This window comes from Paraburkholderia nodosa DSM 21604 (genome assembly GCF_000519185.1).
In the GTDB taxonomy this organism is placed as follows: Bacteria; Pseudomonadota; Gammaproteobacteria; order Burkholderiales; family Burkholderiaceae; genus Paraburkholderia; species Paraburkholderia nodosa.
Genome location: NZ_JAFA01000044.1, coordinates 53,412 through 69,402, shown reverse-complemented (window position 1 = coordinate 69,402; position 15,991 = coordinate 53,412). Strand labels below are relative to the sequence as shown.

Genomic DNA, 15,991 nt, shown 5'->3' with positions numbered 1-15,991 from the left:
CCTTGCGCGACACGAAGCTCTCGCTCATCGCCATGCCCAGCCGATTCCAGTTGATCAGGTCAGCCAGCCGCACCAGCGGATGTTTCAGGTTGATCTGCTCACGCAGGGGCTGCCGGAAGAAATCTCCCTCTGTCACAGGCGTCTTCGGACCCATCCGCACCTCGTCAGGATTTGCAGGATTTCGGCATCAATATGCCAGGTCTCTGCAAATCCCACAATGCTATTTCGGCCTCGGAGCCTTGCCGCATAAGCCTTCGCGGATTGTTCAAGGCCGACTCTATGAGCGGAATATTGTCAAGGCATGTCACGAGCTCGCTGTGGTTCGAACATTGACTGCGCGGTCAATTCAATCCGCTGGCGCCTGGCCAGCCTCATCCTGCATGCGCGTTGCGCCGGAGTTGTGTCCAGGAACATGCCCCATCTCGGGATCGGTTGCATGGCAACCCGGTAAGAACACGGGCATGTTCACCTCAAACCTGTGCCTGCTGCGCCAACGCGCAAAGGCATTGACCCCACTGCTTTCGGCGTAGCGCCTGAACGACGGCGACGCTCAGCGACCGGCGATGACACTGCGCCGGTCCCCAACGTAAACGATTGAATGTGACTATACAAAAATCCTACGAACTCAATGTCACGGCGATCAGTATAAAGGGTCACCAACTCGACGGAAAATGCGTCGATGTGGCATTCCAATTAGGCGGATCTTGCCCGAAAACATTGCGAACGAAGAAATCCAGGAGCTTACGCTCGGTGAAGATACCGGGGGCTCCATGATCAGCACCAGGCACATAGACCATTTCGAATTCCTTTCCCGCCTTAATGAGACTGTCGGCGAGCGCAAAGGTGGAGGCTGGATCGACATTGTGGTCCATTTCGCCCACAACAAGCATAAGTTTGCCGTGCAGATTGTCGGCATTGTCGATGGCGGAGGACTGTGAGTATTCAATGCCGACGGGCCAGCCCATCCACTGTTCGTTCCACCATATCTTGTCCATACGGTTGTCATAGCAACCACTGTTGGCTACCGCAACCTTATAGAAGTCCGAATGGAATAGCAGTGCATCAATGGCGTTCTGGCCGCCAGCTGATGTACCGAAGATTCCCAAATTCGAGATGTCGTACCAGGGATATAGAGAGGCAGCCGCCTTATGCCACAGAATGCGATCGGGAAGGCCTGCATCTTTCAGATTCTTCCACGCGACGTCATGGAAAAGGCGTGAACGGTTGTTAGTGCCCATTCCGTCGATTTGCACAACGATAAAACCCAACTGGGTAAGGGGCTCTGTTGTGGTTGTGAATGACTTTGGGACGTGAGAACCTTGCGGGCCGGCATATATATCCTCCACCACAGGATACTTCAGATGTGGATCGAATCTATCTGGTAGATGAATGATTCCCCAAATATCGGTCTTACCATCGCGCCCTTTGGCAACAAAATTAATTGGTGCTCTCCATCCATTAGATTCGAGTTGGGAGATGTCGGTGCTCTCGATCTGCATCAGTTTAGCGTTGTCTCTAGACCGGAAAAGCGCCATGCGTGGGGGAAGGTCGATACGCGACCAGAGGTCGACGTAGAATCTACCGTCAGGAGAAAACTCGATGTGATGATTGGCCGGTTCTGGCGTAAGTGATGTCAGCCCCTTTCCGTCGAAGCCAATTCGGTAGGCATGAACGAAATAAGGGTCCTCACCGAAATTCATTCCGCTTGCTTCAAACCAAATTTCCCTTCTGACTGGATCGATGTGGTCCACCGCGCGGACAATCCAGTCACCTTTTGTGATTTGGTTTTCTAAAACACCGGTACGGCCATTAAAGAGGTACAGATGTTCAAATCCATCGCGCTCGGATGCCCAGATAATTTCCTCTCCATCATTAACATTGTAACGAAAGTGTTTTCCGGCATTTATTTGGTTATTTCTTAAATCTGTATAATCGACGAACGTGGAGCTGACCTCATCGATCAAAGAGCGCGTACGGCCGGTGGCTGCCTCCACCTCGATTACTCGGTAGAGCTGATGGCCGCGTTGGTTGTACTCAAATGTAAAGCCTCTCCCATCCTTCCACCAATTAATTTGGGAAAGGTCAAAAGGATTCGGGAACAAAGCATTGTCGATATTGACCATGCGCTTGTTGACTATGTCGAATAGTACCGGTTGCGGTCGCGGAAGAATATCTCCCGCTTTGGGATACGCTATTGGCTCATACCTGGCTTGATGGTTTGTTGTTGAGGAATTGACAAGCATGATTTGACGCGGTTGGCCGAGGGCGACACGGTAACCTGCGAGGTGATTGGAGTCAGGGGACCACTTTAGGGATGAGAAGACGTAATTGTTCGCTTCTGTCCCGTCCCAACTTAACGGTACATTTACTGACCCGTCCTTACTCATTAGAAAGACGTTGTAGTTTTTGATATATGCTTTCCACTTGCCGTCCGGTGAATCGCTTGTGATTCGACTATCGCTTTCAGCCGTTGGCGTGAAGTAGTTATGAAATGACAGGATTTCGCCCTGAGAGATCCTAGTGCAGATGTAGCTTGAAAGATCACAACTCCACAGAACGGAATCAATGGAGAACAGCAACTGGTTGCCGTCTTGTCCGATTTCGAAGCGGTCAAAGGGCAGCCAATTGCCTCGGAAATTCGAGGAGGCCGCCTTATTTAATGCTTCGGCAAGGCGGCTATGATCGAAAGCCGGTTGCTTCTTCCCAGTTTTGATATTGAATTTAATGAACTGGCGCTCACCATGTGTCGTCCGTCGGTAGGCAAGGGTCTCGGGCGAAAGCCAGAAAGGGGGGGTATCGACGAAATTGTCAATTTTATTCGAGTATTGATAATGACCTGTGAGAGCCCGCTGAAAGTCTGAGGGGGTAAGAGCAAAGGGGGGGTGTATGGTTCCGTTCCCCTGGTTGTCAGCAGCCGATAGCAACGTGCAGTAGGAAATTAGAAGCAGAAAGATGGTGACAATTTTTTGCATGGATGTTTGGTCTTGACTATGTATAGGTTACGTCGTCGGCTTAGCTTGCAGCAATTTTTATGCCATCAGTGAATGCGAGTGGGTATGATCAGTGTCCGCTGAGCGCAGGCGAGGCGTGGTAAGGTGACCAAGTCCATGACCGCCCGATCATGACGATCGAACCGCAAGTGAAACGGGGCATCTACCTGTGCCCGAAGTGCCGCAAGCCGCTGCAACGCTGGGATGACGTGGTGCCGGCGCGCTGGACATGCACGCGCGCGCCCGCGTGCGGGTACACGCAGGCTGATGAACACGGACGGCCCGCGCCGCCATCGACGCGATCGGCCCCGCGGGGTCGGGTTGGAGAGCGTTGCCCGGACTGCGGAAAGGGGCTGCTGATCCAGAAAATCCTCAAATCCAGCGGCCGGCCGTTCGTCGGCTGCAACCGTTTTCCGCAGTGCCGGTTCTTTGGCTGGCCGGGCCGCTGACCGTCCCGGAAGTACCTTGTTGACAGCCGACGACAGCGAAAGGTGCCCGCCGCCCACAAACTTAAAACCCAGCTCGGCCCCATGGGAATCTTCGCGCGCGCTCACGCCGTTACTCACACCACCCTGCGCCCTCCGCCCCGCGCAGGGCGTGGTCCGGTGCGCCCCGGCCCTGCCGCCGGAAAGCGGGCCCATTGTGATAAGTATTCCTATCTCGCGCTTGAAGAAGGCATCGGTTAGAAATCGACGAGGAATCTCATTAGACAATTACTCCGGAGTGCGATTTATATTTAAGAACTCCTGGCTGAACTCGTTAGTGCGGAGAGGCCTCCCCCATGCGGTACCCACCGATGATCAGATTCTGGATCTGAAGCCGGCGCGGGTGTGAGCGCAAGCACCAGACGCTCAAGAAATCCACCTCGCTGCGCGGCAGCAAGACGTCAAAGAGCAACACGACTTCGTCTGCGCCAGCCAGGGTGCCGTACCCACCTACCTGAAGACGAGGTTTTGGGCTCGCTGTCTGTGTTTAGGGGTGAAGAGTGGAAAGACCGTTAGTCGCATTCCTTGGGCAGCGATATAAGGTGACAGTCGGCCCAGTAGCGTGAAAAAAGCGCCAGACGTGGGCCGTCATGCTGCCTCGCAGGTAGCTTGGGCATCGACGTAATCATCCTTGTTCGCGTTCACGAAAGTCCGAACCTATTGCGGTGAAGCGAGCCTGGAAATGTGCCCGATTTCGTTGCGCTTGCGAGCGAGCCAGTGCGAGCCGGCACATGCCTCCAGCACCACAGTAACCGCCTTGAGATTGACGAAGAACGAAACAGTTGCTGGCGCGAACCCCGCTTGCGGAAGACCGCGCGCCCTTGCATGGAGCCTGCCATGTGACTAGGCAAGCTGGCTCACCGATGGCAACCAGTTGAGCGCCGCAAACAAGACTCCGTTCGCACGCTAAATGAACTGCTGGATGTTCGCCCCCGGGGTGCATGTGTGCGCGCCGCGCAAGGTGGCGGGCACGGTCGCGCTGTTCGGCGACTCGATCAACGACGGCTATCAGTCGAGCGACAGCAAGAATCGCCGCTATGCGGACGTGCTGGCGCACCGGCTGGCTGCGCGCACGGGCACAACGCTCGCGGTATCGAATGCGGGCATCGCGGGTAACGAGCTGCTGACCAATCGCGAGCAGGCAATGTTCGGCGTGGCCGCGGCCGCGTACTTCAGCCGCGACGCCCTGCTGCCCAATGTGCGCGCCGTCCTGCCGCAGGAAGGGATCAACGGCGTTGGCATCCAGGCAACACGGGGTATCAGGCAATGACCAATGCTGTGGACCTGCAAGCGCTGATCGCAGGGGCAACGCGCGCAGTGAACGGGCATCACGCCAAAGTCGCCACGGCGGCGAAAAGAACAGAGCAGCGGTCCGCCGCTTCGGTCGGCCGTATGTTTTGAGGACGCGACCGTGAATGTGTGTGCAGTTACGGAGCCGCCAGCTTCTCGGCGGCCGCTTTTGCTACCCGTATTGCGCAATCGAAGCTGCGTTCTGCCGCCAACTGCCTTCGATCGACAACAACGATCCAGGTGTCAAAGCTGTAGCGCCACTTGATGCGGCGCTCTTCCAGCAAATCTGAAAGCCAACGCCAGAGGGACGCGTCGTCCGCGTTCGCGGCAACTGCTGCCTTCTGGCGCTCGCCTAGCATCTTGTTCATCGGTGTAACCAACTTCACGAATGCGGATCACCGCCTCAGCGCGCTTCAAGCAGGTGACGTTTTACGCCCTACACTTGCTGCGCCTCCCTCACCACGTGGCGCTGCTGGCCGAGGCCGGTAATCCCCATGGTTATCACATCGCCGGCGGCGAGATAGGCAGGCGGCTTCATGCCTAGCCCCACACCGGCGGGGGTACCGGTGATGATCAAATCACCAGGCTGCAGTGTCATGAACTGGCTGCAGTAACTGACGAGGTGCGCCACGCCGCAGATCATGTCCTCCGTGCGACCGAGTTGCCTTTGCTGGTCATTAACCGAAAGCCTTAGCTCGAGGGCCTGAGGATTCGCGATCTCGTCCGGCGTGACGAGCCACGGACCGATGGGCGTGTAGGTGTCGAAGCTCTTGCCCTTTCCCCACTGCCCGTTATGATGCAATTGCCATTGGCGCTCGGAAACGTCGTTCACCATGCAGTAACCTGCCACGCTTGCCATCGCCTCGTCCGGCCCGACACGCGAAGCCACGCTTCCCATCACGATCCCCAACTCGATCTCCCAGTCGGTCCGGGTTGATCCCGGGGCCAGCACAATGTCGTCATACGGACCGCTGATCGATGAGGTCGACTTGCCGAACACAACAGGCTCGTCGGGGATGGGCAAAGCCGCCTCCAACGCGTGATCGCTATAGTTGAGGCCGATCGCGATGATCTCGCGCACGCTCCTCACTGGCGGCCCGAGCCGCGGCGTTCCGGGAACGACGGGTAGCTGCGTCACATCGACTGCGGAGAGGAAACGGCGTCCCTCCGGCGACAGCACGTCTTGGTCGATATCTCTCACTATCGGACTCAATGCCCGAATGCGGCCCTCGCTGTCGAGCACGCCGGGCAACTCGGCGCCGGCTGAGCCGTACCGCAGTAGTTTCACAGTTCATTCTCCAGGTGAGTCCGTCACGCCGTCATTATTCTTCAGCACCCTGGGCGAGCAATACAGCCTAAAACCAAATGGGGTTTTCGGTATCTCCGAAAGCGGCGCTCGGCGTCCACGCATTTTAGGTCTTGTCGAAAGCCGACTTCGATTCGAATCGCTTTGCGCGATTAGCGCCACTTCCTGGTTCTCTGCCGGCACGGAATCGGAATTCCCAAATGCCGCAGGTGCCCGCTTGCGGCTCTGAACATTCCCTGCAGTGGAAAAAAAGCCGTTCAGCACGTAGCTGAACGGCGTTCCCTGGCCCCTTTCTGCGGTCCAGGCGCACAGCAATCAAATCGAACTCGTCACTGCCCTGCTGCCTTTTTCTCCGCGCCCTGGGCGCTCTCCGGATAGTTCGGATCGTACCCACCCGGTTTGTAACCCGCGCTCTCCAGTTTCTTCAGCTCCGCATTCTTTTTTGCGCGAGCTTCCTTGCGAGCGGTCTTACGCGCCGCCTTTTTCTCTGCCTTCGTCATCGAAGCCGGATTCGTCTGGCTCGGCGCCACGGCGCTACTGGCATCTCCGGTTTGCTGCGGCTGTGCGAACGCGCCTGGCGCCGCAGACATTGCGGCCATGAGCACTGCCGCAAGCACCGCCTTGAATACTCTCATTTGTTCTCTCCTTTCTTGTCTTGTTTGATCGATTCGATTACGTAATTACGCATCCCGCGGACGAGGCACGTTGACATGCCACCGTTCAGGCTGCCTCAGCACGACGTGCAGCGAAATCGCGCCTGGGATCGCGCATGCCGAACGCAGAGACCAGCAAGCCGAGCACGGCGGAGCCAAGCGCGATATGCATGATCACCGCGATTCCGGCGTGTTGCGCAATGCCACCTGTGACGGCCGGCGCCACTGCGCCACCGATGATTTCGCCGAGTCCGACGATCATGCCCGTTGCCGTGGCGCCCAGCTCCGGTGGCACCGATTCGTTCGCAAAGGGCCCTACCGTGATGCCAATCACGCCTGCAATCAGAAACGTCACAATGGCAAGCAAAACGAACAGCCTCACGGGTTCCGCGCCTGTTTGCGCGAGGAACCAGAGGCCGACCACCTCGCCCGCAAGCGACGCCACGATGACACGCTTGCACCCGAACCGGTCCGACAAGGCAGGCAGCACGACGACGCCAACACAGCAACCCACGCCGAGTGCCGAAAGCACGAGACCCATCGAGTCCATGCCAAGGTGCAGATGATCGGTGAGGTAGCTGGGCAGGAACGCCGACAACACGACAAGGCCCGAAAGTGCGCAGAGCATCAGAAGCGTGCCCGAGACCACATTGCGATAGCGCAGCACGTCAAACCACGACGAACGCTGTGCCGAGCGCGCGGCGGCAACCGGCGTGTCGGCACGCAGCGACTTTGCGAGCAGTACGGCAATCACGAATCCGGGCACGGCGACGATCGCGAAGATCCAGTGCCACGACGGCACCATCTTCAGCATGCCCACGGCGAGCAACGGGCCCAGCCCGAGCCCCACGAGCGGCGCGGACATTTGCTGAAGCCCGACGTTCAGGCCGATGCGGCTCGGTTTCGATGCCTCGACTGTCGCAACGATGCTCGCGGGCACATATGCGCCTTCCGCGACGCCCATCAGTGCGCGCAACAGCACCATGCTCATCATGCCGGTCGCAAGTCCGCTGCCGCCCACGAGCAAGGAGAAGGCGATCACCGCGGGCACGATCACACGCTTGCAGCCAATGCGGTCGGAAAGGCGGCCGGTGAGTATGGACGCCAGGCCCCAGCAAAGCGAAAGCACCGCGGAAATCAGGCCGAGATCCTGATAGTTCATGCCGAGCTCTTTCGCAATCACGGGAAAGAGCGGATAGATGATGTTGCGGTCCAGACCCACGAGTCCATAACCCAGTGCGAGCAGGAATACCGCCTTGACCTCGTAGCGCAGGCTCCAGTCAGCGCGCCCGTTCGGGGCAGCAGCCGTCGTTTCCATGATGGAAGTCTCCAATGTTCTGTTATGACGAAGCGTCCACGCGCGGCGTTCGAGCACCGCGCGCAAGCATTACCAGGTGTGCATCATCCCGATGCGCACCATCGTCTGGTTGCCGGAAGTCGAGAATGCGCCAGCGCCGGGAATAAGCGCGGGGGCGCCGTCCGATGCATGCTGATACACGGCGAATCCGTACACGCTCGTACGCTTGGAAAGGTAATACGCGAGGTTGACGCCGACCTGATGCATCTTCACGTCATTGACGACGTGATTACCATCGTTGAATTGATACGCGAAGCCAATGATGGCCGCCGGCGTAATGGGATACGTGGCGGCGAAGTCATACACCATCACGCGCGCATTGTTATAGGTGTTGGTGGCCTGCGCCACCATCGCCGCGACAAAGCCACTCCCAATGGGCATGCGGCCGCCCACGCCCCAATCGCGCAGTCCGCTGTTACCCTCATTGATGGTGGGAAACTTCGTGTATGTGTATGCGGCGTCGAGGGCGACCGGCCCGGTGTTGTAGCTCAAGCCGAAGCTCTGCGTGCTGTTCTGGCTGAAGGCACCCGCCACGCCGCCGAAGCCGTACATCGCACCGAACTTGAATCCGCCCATACGTGGGCTTTCATAGGTGACAGCGTTGGGCGTGGAATAAAGGTCGGCTGTGCGCAGGAAGTCCATCGACCCGAGGGCGGGCGCGCCGAGTTGTGGAAATGGCCCGGCCTGCGTGAACGTAGGCTCAAGTGAGGCGAGCATCGGCCCCCAGCGATCGACCGTCATGTAGTTGAACATGAAGTCGGTCTGCAGGCCCATCGTGAGGCGCCCCAGTTGCTCGTTATCGAGGCCCACGTACGAGTAGCGGAACATCTGGCCGGCGCTGTACAGCGAGCCCGTGCCAATGTCGAACGTGTTGAGCAGCTTCGCAATCGCCCGGGTTCCTCCGCCCAGGTCTTCGATTGCGGAAATGCCGAAGCCCGTGTTGTTCGAGATTCCGCCCTGCATGAACGTATTCGAATGGCCACCCGCGTTCGATACCCAGGTCAGCCCCGCATCGATTGCGCCAAACAGCGTGACGCTCGACTGGGCGTGAGCCGATCCGGCCAGCAACGTGGCGGCCGCACATGTCATGATCTTCGCTTTCACCGTGTCTCCAAGCCTTATTGTCGTATGCTGCGTATCCCGCAACCGGAAAGCGCTTCCGGCCGCGGTCTTTCGGTGATGCCACCGCTCTGGGTGGCCGATGATGGATTCGCTACGGAACCCCTGCCCCTCCCGGGGAATGCCTTAGTGCCGCAGAAAGTCGATGACGAGCCGGTTGAACGCTTGCGCGTGCTCCCATTGCGCCCAGTGCCCGCAGCGGCTGAAAACATGGAACTGCGCATCGCGCAAACCCCAGACCATGCGCAAGCCGTTGTCGAGCGGCACGAAGCGATCGTCGCGTCCCCATGTAACGAGCGTCGGCGCGCCGATCTCGGCTAGCCGCCCGCTCAGATCCGGAAACTGATTCGGGTTGACCTCCAGGCTCTTCACGAAGTTTTCGAGGTGGTCGCGGCGCGCCATCATGTTTTCGAAGCGCCCCTGGATCAGCTCTTCGGTAATCGTCGAAGGATCGAATACGAACACGTCGAGCATCCGGCGCAGGCTTTCCACCGTCGGCGTCTTGTATGCGCCGAACAGCAGCTTGATCCCCTCCAGCGGCATGGGCTGGAACAGACTCGGACCCACGCCACCGCCGCCCATGATGACCATCTTGCCCAGACGCTCGGGGTAGTTGAGCGCAAACGACAACGCGTTCACTCCGCCCATCGAGTTGCCGAGAATATGCACGCGGCCGATGTCGAGCACGTCGAGCAGGCCCTTGAGCGCGCGCGCATTGATTTCCGAGCGCGCGCCGTGCGTGACCACAATCGGGTCGCTCTTGTTCCAGCCGGGCGAGTCCGGCAGGATCACGCGATAGCCGGCTTCAACGAACGTGTCGATGTTGCGGTGGAAGTTGCTCCAGCCCGATGCTCCCGGGCCTGAGCCATGCATCATGACAACGGTTTCGCCTGTGCCTGCGTCGTTGTAGTGAATCTGCAGATCGAGATCTCCTTCCTTGATCCGCGCGAACTTGCTCGTTCCAGCTTCGGTCAATGTAGCCATTGCTCTCTCCTCCTTGGTCGGATTTGCATCCGGGATCACCGCGATTTAAAAAATGGTTTTTAAAATAATCAGCATTGCTAATAGCATAGTGTTCGATAGCTTCATAAAAAGACAGCAAACCCGAACGGTGCATTCGCAAATATTGAAAACGCGTCACGTCTGCGCGCGAAGTCAGGCTGCTGCTTTCTTCTTCAAGTCCAGCGCCACGTCGACGATCATGTCTTCCTGGCCGCCCACCATCCGGCGCTTGCCCAGTTCGACGAGAATGTCCACCGTCTTCAGGCCGTACTTCTTCGCGGCCACTTCCGAGTGACGCAGGAAGCTCGAATACACGCCCGCATAGCCGAGTGCGAGCGTTTCCCGGTCCACGCGAACCGGGCGGTCCTGCAGCGGGCGCACGATGTCGTCGGCGGCGTCCATCAGCGTGTAGAGGTCGGTGCCGTGGTTCCAGCCCATGCGTTCCGCCGCGCCGATGAATACTTCGAGCGGTGCATTGCCCGCGCCAGCGCCCATGCCCGCGAGCGATGCATCGACGCGGTCGCAGCCTTCTTCCACTGCGACGATCGAGTTCGCCACGCCCAGNGAGAGGTTGTGGTGCGCGTGCATGCCCGTTTGCGTTTCGGGCTTGAGCACGGCTTTAACCGCACGGAACCGGTCGCGCACGTCGTTCATGGTGAGCGCGCCGCCCGAATCGACCACGTAAATGCAGGTCGCGCCGTAGCTTTCCATCTTCTTCGCTTCGACCGCGAGGTTTTCCGGCGTGGTCATGTGGCTCATCATCAGGAAGCCCACGGTGTCCATGCCCAGTTCGCGTGCGTATTCGATGTGCTGCTTCGAAATGTCGGCTTCCGTGCAGTGCGTGGCCACGCGCACGATGCGCGCGCCCGCGTTGTACGCAGCCTTCAAATCGTGAATCGTGCCGATGCCCGGCAGCAGCAGCGTGGCGATCTGCGCGTGCGTAACGACGTCGGCAACGGCCTCGATCCATTCCAGGTCGCTGTGCGCGCCGAAGCCGTAGTTGAAGCTCGAACCTTGCAGGCCGTCGCCGTGCGCAACTTCGATGCTGTCCACCTTGGCTTTGTCCAGCGCGCGGGCGATGTCCTGCACGTTCTGGATCGAGTACTGATGGCGGATGGCGTGGCTGCCGTCGCGCAGCGTCACGTCGGAGATATAGAGTTTCTTGCTCATGGTCTTAAGCTCCCTGCTCGCTCAGAAGCGTCTGCGCCATGCGTTCGGCGGTGGCGAGCGCGGCGGAAGTCATGATGTCGAGATTGCCTGCGTAAGCGGGCAGATAATGCGCGGCGCCTTCCACTTCGAGGAACACCGAGGTCTTCAGGCCACTGAACCTGCCGAGGCCCGGAATATTCAAAGGCGCGCTGGCCGGAATCTCGTCGAACTGCACCTTCTGCTTCAGGCGGTAGCCCGGCACGTAGGCGTGCACCTTCGCGACCATCTCTTCGATGGACTGCTCGACTTTTTCGCGGTCGGCCATTTCGGAGAGCGTATAAACCGTGTCGCGCATCATGACCGGCGGTTCGGCCGGATTCAGCACGATGATGGCCTTGCCGTTCGCCGCGCCGCCCACCACTTCGATCGCCTTCGAAGTCGTTTCCGTGAACTCGTCGATGTTGGCGCGCGTGCCGGGGCCCGCCGACTTGCTGCTGATCGACGCGACGATTTCAGCGTAGTGGACCTTCGCGACGCGCGACACCGCCGCGACCATCGGAATCGTGGCCTGGCCGCCGCACGTCACCATGTTGACGTTGAGCGCTTCGATATGCGAGTCGATGTTCACGACCGGCACGCAGTACGGGCCGATGGCGGCGGGCGTGAGGTCGATCACGCGGATCGAAGGCTTGAGCGTGCGCAGCAGCGCGTCGTTCTTCACATGCGCGCCAGCGGAAGTCGCATCGAACACGAAGTCGATGTCGTTGAACACCGGCAAGCGCGTGAGACCGGCCACGCCTTCGTGCGTGGTCGCCACGCCGAGGCGCGCGGCACGCGCGAGGCCATCGGAGTTCGGGTCGATGCCGACCATCGCCGCCATCTCCAGATGCTTGCTGTTGCGCATGATCTTGATCATCAGATCGGTGCCTATGTTGCCGGAGCCGATGATCGCGGCCTTTATCCTGGGTTGATTCATGATGTCGCTTCCTGTCGGGTCACACGAGAAAGTCAAACGAAGCGCGCCGAGCATTGCCCGATGCCACCGATCGACACATGGAGGTTGTCGCCCGCCTTCACCTGCACCATCGTGCCGAGCGAGCCCGAAAGAATGACTTCCCCGGCTTTGAGCGGAACACCGAGGCGGCCAAGCGTATTGGCTAGCCACGCGACTGCGTTCGCCGGTGAGTTGAGCGCGGCCGCTCCCGCTCCCGTTGCGACCACCGCGCCGTTCTTCTCGAGCAGCATGCCGCAGGTGCGCAGGTCGAGCGAACGCGGGTCCACGAACTGGCTGCCGAGTACGAACAATCCGCAGGAAGCGTTGTCGGCCACCGTATCCTGAATGCGAATCTTCCAGTCGCGAATGCGCGAGTCGACGATCTCGAAACACACAAGCACGCCTTCCGTCGCGCGCAGCACATCGGCCACTGAGACGCCCGGCCCCGTCAGGTCATGCTTGAGCACGAACGCAATCTCGCCTTCGGCCTTGGGTTGAATGAGCTTTGACGTATCGATCGGCGCGCCCTCGTCGCGCAGCATGGTGTCGAGCAGGTAGCCAAAATCCGGCTGATGCACGTTGAGCAACTGCATCACGGCGTCGCTCGTCACGCCGATCTTCTTGCCCACCACGCGAGCGCCCGCGCTCACCTGCCGCTCGATCAGCCGCTGCTGGATCCGGTAAGCATCCTCAACACTCAGCGCCTCGTAGCGTGTGCTCAGCGGTTCGACGGTGATCCCGCTGCCGAGCGCACGCCAAAGCTCGTCGCCGAGGTCCGCGATCAACGAAGGGTCCATTTCCCTGTTTCCCATGTTCTGCATGCGTGATTCGAAGCGGCGCGGCCGCGCAATGAAGTGTGTCGCCGCCGCGCCGTAATTGCGCTTTTCTCCAGCTCAGGCTGCGGCCTGTCCCGGCAGAGGATCGCGCGAATAAAAGAGCGGCGGCAGCGGCTGGCCGAGCAGGTATGCGCCGAGCGTGCCCGCCGTGTCATCCGCGTTCTGGGTGATGTGATTGGCTGCCGCGATCACGTCGCGGAGAATGCGCTGCAGCGGGTTGTCGAGATAGATGCCGCGCGCCGAAAGCGCCTTGAAGAGCAACATCACCGCTTCTTCGCTTTCGCGGCCCACCCGCGCAATATCGAGCATGCACGGCACGCGTTCTTCGAGAGGCACAAGCTCGCGGCGCTCAACGTACTCGGTCGTTTCATGCATCATGTGCAGAATGCGGGCGCGCGAGGAGCGCACGCGCGCCACCGCATTGCCGAGACGATCCTTCACGTACGGACTCAGAGAAGTCTTTGCACCGCCCGTCGTGTCGCGGCGTGTTTGCATCTGTTCGATGAAGAGGTCGACCGCGCCCTGCGCCATGCCGTTGATGGCCGACGAAACCGCCGCGTAGAAGATCTGCGAGAACGGGTAGAGGTACATGTCGCCGCGATCGCTCATGCTGTAATCGGCCAGGCTGTGCGTGCGGTAATCCGGAACGAACGCGTCCTTGACGACAACGCTCTTGCTGCCCGTGCCTGCGAGACCGAAGACGTGCCAGTCGTCGAGGATCGTATAGTCGGTGCGCGGCATGAGGATCGACAGGCGGTCCACCGGCTTCCCCGTTTCGTCGAGCAGCATCTGGCCGAGGAACGCCCATTGACCGTGGTCCGTGCCGCTCGAAGTCGGCCAGCGTCCGCTAATGATGTAGCCGCCATCGACTCGCTTGTACGTTCCGAACGGCGCATACGAGGATGCGATGATCACCGAGTCGTCCTTGCCCCAGACATCTTCGCAGGCACGCGGATCGAGATGACCAAACTCCCAGGTGTGGATGCCGAGAATCATCATGTTCCAGGCGCTACTGCAGCAACCCCGGCCCAGTTCCATCAACACCTTGAAGAATACCGAGGGATTCATTTCGTACCCACCCCAACGGCGCGGCTGCAGAATGCGGAAGAACCCCGCTTGCTTGAACTGCTCGATGACGTCGACTGGAACCGAACGATTCTTTTCGACTTCTGCTGCGCGCTCGCGCAGCATCGGGATCAGCGCTCGCGCGCGTTCAACGAGTTGCGCTTCCGTGGGAATGGCGTTTTCGACCGACTGTTTCAGTACCGTGCTCATGCTGCTCCTCCGTTTGAATTGTCCGATTGCACCTGCGCGAGGCGGGCAAATTTCCCGCCGAAATAAATGAGCGGTGGCGTCTCCTCTTTTTCACAACACACTTCGATTACGTCGCAAAGGAATACCGTGTGTGAGCCGCCCGGGATCTCTTCGATCACCTGACACCCGAATGACACAACGCTCTCCTCGAGCAGCGGCACGCCAAGTCGGCCCTCGCGCCAGCGACCTGCGCCGAGAAAGCGGTCTTCGCCCACCACATTGATCACCATGCCCGCAAACCGTCGCGCGATGTCTTCCTGATGCTCGGCCAGTACGTTGACGCTCAGGAGTCCGGAGTCACTGATCACCTTGTGCGCCCGCACCGAGCGATTCACACAAACGAGCAGCCGTGCGGGCTCTGCGCTCACTGAACATACGGCGGTAGCGGTCAGTCCGGCACGCGTATCGTCGCTGCGTGAAGCGATGATCGAGCAGGCACCCGTCAGGCGTCTCATGCCACTGCGAAAGAGCGAAGGATCGACGCCGTTAGTCGGGCATCGCGTGGGCGCGGATTCACCCGCGTTGCTTGTCAAAATTGTTGCCATCAGGTTTTCCCCGTCGAAAGAAACGCATGCATGACGGTGATGAATTCGTCAGGCTGTTCGTATTGCGGCCAGTGCGCCGCTTCACCTCGCATCACGTAGAGCGAGCCGTGCGGCAATCGGGGCAGCGCGGCCTGTGCCGCTGCAACATCGTGAATGGGGTTGTGCCGGGTCCACAGCAACAGCGCTTCGCAATGAATGCTTTCGAGATCGATCATGCTGGCCGGTTGGGGCGACCCGCCCGCATTACGCGTGAGGCGGCCGAACACCAGCGGCGCCGCGGTCTGGAAGTCCGCGCGCGAGTAGAACGAGAGACGGTTTTCAACCAGTTCGTCGCTGAGCAAATACCAGTTGCTTTCGTGGATAAGCCACTGCATCCGCGCGCGCAAGCTCGCCGCCGTCGGCACTTTGCCCATATTGCGCTTGCTGAGTTCCGCGAGATTCTGCAGATCGCGATGCCCCTGCTCGCTGACGATGGGAATGCCCCCCGTCGTATTGAGGACGATGCGACACACGCGCTGCGGATATTTCACCGCGAAGCCGCCGGCCACGACGCCGCCGAGCGATTCACCCGACACGTGCGCGCGTTCGATGTCGAGCGCGTCCATCAACTCGCGCAATTGCTCGACATAGTCGTCAATCTCATAGCCGATGTCTGTCCGCTTTTCCGACAGTCCATGACCGACGAAATCAAAAGCAATCACGCGATAGTGCGCCGCCAGGGCTATGACGTTCTTTGCGTAGGCCTCGGCGTGGCCGCCGATGCCGTGCATCAATATCAGCGCTTCGCGGTTCTGACGCCCGGCTTCAATGACGCGCGTCACACCGAATTTCGGGGTTCGGACATACCGCAGCTCGGCGCCAATCAAATCATTCCAGATACTCACTTGCACCCCCGGAAAAAAGGCAAAACAACTCCCCGCCGGCAACGCAAGCCGGTTCACATCGTCCAGG

Annotated in this window: 15 protein-coding genes and 2 pseudogenes; 2 read left to right on the top strand and 15 right to left on the bottom strand. The window is 59.6% G+C overall.

Annotated elements, in window-relative coordinates; all coding sequences use genetic code 11:
- Both A3CW_RS52760 and A3CW_RS0137815 read right to left on the bottom strand, forming a co-directional pair.
- A pseudogene (locus A3CW_RS52760) lies at nt 1-154 on the bottom strand (IS5/IS1182 family transposase); the annotation flags it as partial.
- A gap of 499 nt (nt 155-653) precedes the next feature.
- Complete coding sequence (locus A3CW_RS0137815) at nt 654-2,972, bottom strand: S9 family peptidase (protein ID WP_028208171.1); 2,319 nt, start codon at nt 2,970-2,972, stop codon at nt 654-656.
- 149 nt (nt 2,973-3,121) lie between these two features.
- Between A3CW_RS0137815 and A3CW_RS51550 the strand changes: the two genes are divergently transcribed.
- Complete coding sequence (locus A3CW_RS51550) at nt 3,122-3,439, top strand: topoisomerase DNA-binding C4 zinc finger domain-containing protein (RefSeq protein ID WP_081771998.1); 318 nt, start codon at nt 3,122-3,124, stop codon at nt 3,437-3,439.
- 627 nt (nt 3,440-4,066) lie between these two features.
- Here A3CW_RS51550 and A3CW_RS54615 read toward each other — a convergent pair.
- Nucleotides 4,067-4,296, bottom strand: a pseudogene (locus A3CW_RS54615) (IS110 family transposase); the annotation flags it as partial.
- Between the two features lie 101 nt (nt 4,297-4,397).
- Between A3CW_RS54615 and A3CW_RS0137805 the strand changes: the two are divergent.
- Nucleotides 4,398-4,745 (top strand): SGNH/GDSL hydrolase family protein, encoded by a 348-nt coding sequence (locus tag A3CW_RS0137805; protein ID WP_028208170.1) that lies wholly within the window; start codon nt 4,398-4,400, stop codon nt 4,743-4,745.
- A gap of 157 nt (nt 4,746-4,902) precedes the next feature.
- Here A3CW_RS0137805 and A3CW_RS0137800 read toward each other — a convergent pair whose 3' ends face one another.
- The 12 genes from A3CW_RS0137800 to A3CW_RS0137745 all read right to left on the bottom strand — a co-directional run bounded on the left by A3CW_RS0137800 (nt 4,903) and on the right by A3CW_RS0137745 (nt 15,981).
- Nucleotides 4,903-5,133, bottom strand: a complete 231-nt coding sequence (locus A3CW_RS0137800) for a hypothetical protein (RefSeq protein WP_028208169.1) — start codon at nt 5,131-5,133, stop codon at nt 4,903-4,905.
- A 68-nt stretch (nt 5,134-5,201) separates the two neighbouring features.
- Nucleotides 5,202-6,053, bottom strand: a complete 852-nt coding sequence (locus tag A3CW_RS0137795) for a fumarylacetoacetate hydrolase family protein (protein ID WP_028208168.1) — start codon at nt 6,051-6,053, stop codon at nt 5,202-5,204.
- Nucleotides 6,054-6,400: 347 nt separating this feature from the next.
- Entirely contained in the window at nt 6,401-6,706 is a 306-nt protein-coding gene (locus A3CW_RS0137790; RefSeq protein WP_028208167.1) for a hypothetical protein, read from the bottom strand.
- Nucleotides 6,707-6,791: 85 nt separating this feature from the next.
- On the bottom strand, nt 6,792-8,042 hold the full coding sequence (locus tag A3CW_RS48930) for an MFS transporter (protein ID WP_051481985.1): 1,251 nt from the start codon (nt 8,040-8,042) through the stop codon (nt 6,792-6,794).
- 69 nt (nt 8,043-8,111) lie between these two features.
- Nucleotides 8,112-9,185, bottom strand: a complete 1,074-nt coding sequence (locus A3CW_RS0137780) for a porin (RefSeq protein WP_028208166.1) — start codon at nt 9,183-9,185, stop codon at nt 8,112-8,114.
- Nucleotides 9,186-9,326: 141 nt separating this feature from the next.
- Nucleotides 9,327-10,184 carry an alpha/beta fold hydrolase gene (locus A3CW_RS0137775; protein WP_028208165.1) on the bottom strand — a complete coding sequence of 286 codons (858 nt, stop codon included), beginning with the start codon at nt 10,182-10,184 and terminating at the stop codon, nt 9,327-9,329.
- Nucleotides 10,185-10,355: 171 nt separating this feature from the next.
- Nucleotides 10,356-11,372: a 4-hydroxy-2-oxovalerate aldolase gene (dmpG, locus tag A3CW_RS0137770; protein WP_028208164.1), complete on the bottom strand. Its 1,017-nt coding sequence runs from the start codon at nt 11,370-11,372 to the stop codon at nt 10,356-10,358.
- Between the two features lie 4 nt (nt 11,373-11,376).
- Complete coding sequence (locus A3CW_RS0137765) at nt 11,377-12,327, bottom strand: acetaldehyde dehydrogenase (acetylating) (protein ID WP_028208163.1); 951 nt, start codon at nt 12,325-12,327, stop codon at nt 11,377-11,379.
- Nucleotides 12,328-12,359: 32 nt separating this feature from the next.
- Nucleotides 12,360-13,142: a 2-oxopent-4-enoate hydratase gene (gene dmpE, locus A3CW_RS0137760; RefSeq protein WP_028208162.1), complete on the bottom strand. Its 783-nt coding sequence runs from the start codon at nt 13,140-13,142 to the stop codon at nt 12,360-12,362.
- A gap of 96 nt (nt 13,143-13,238) precedes the next feature.
- Nucleotides 13,239-14,456 (bottom strand): acyl-CoA dehydrogenase family protein, encoded by a 1,218-nt coding sequence (locus A3CW_RS0137755; RefSeq protein ID WP_028208161.1) that lies wholly within the window; start codon nt 14,454-14,456, stop codon nt 13,239-13,241.
- The gene (locus tag A3CW_RS48925; RefSeq protein WP_081771997.1) at nt 14,453-15,040 is read right to left on the bottom strand and encodes a flavin reductase family protein; all 588 of its coding nucleotides are present in this window, start codon (nt 15,038-15,040) and stop codon (nt 14,453-14,455) included. Before A3CW_RS48925 ends, A3CW_RS0137755 begins: the two co-directional genes overlap by 4 nt.
- The gene (locus A3CW_RS0137745) at nt 15,040-15,981 is read right to left on the bottom strand and encodes an alpha/beta fold hydrolase (protein ID WP_245623849.1); all 942 of its coding nucleotides are present in this window, start codon (nt 15,979-15,981) and stop codon (nt 15,040-15,042) included. The genes A3CW_RS48925 and A3CW_RS0137745 overlap by 1 nt, the downstream gene beginning before the upstream one ends.
- Between the last annotated feature and the right edge of the window lie 10 nt (nt 15,982-15,991).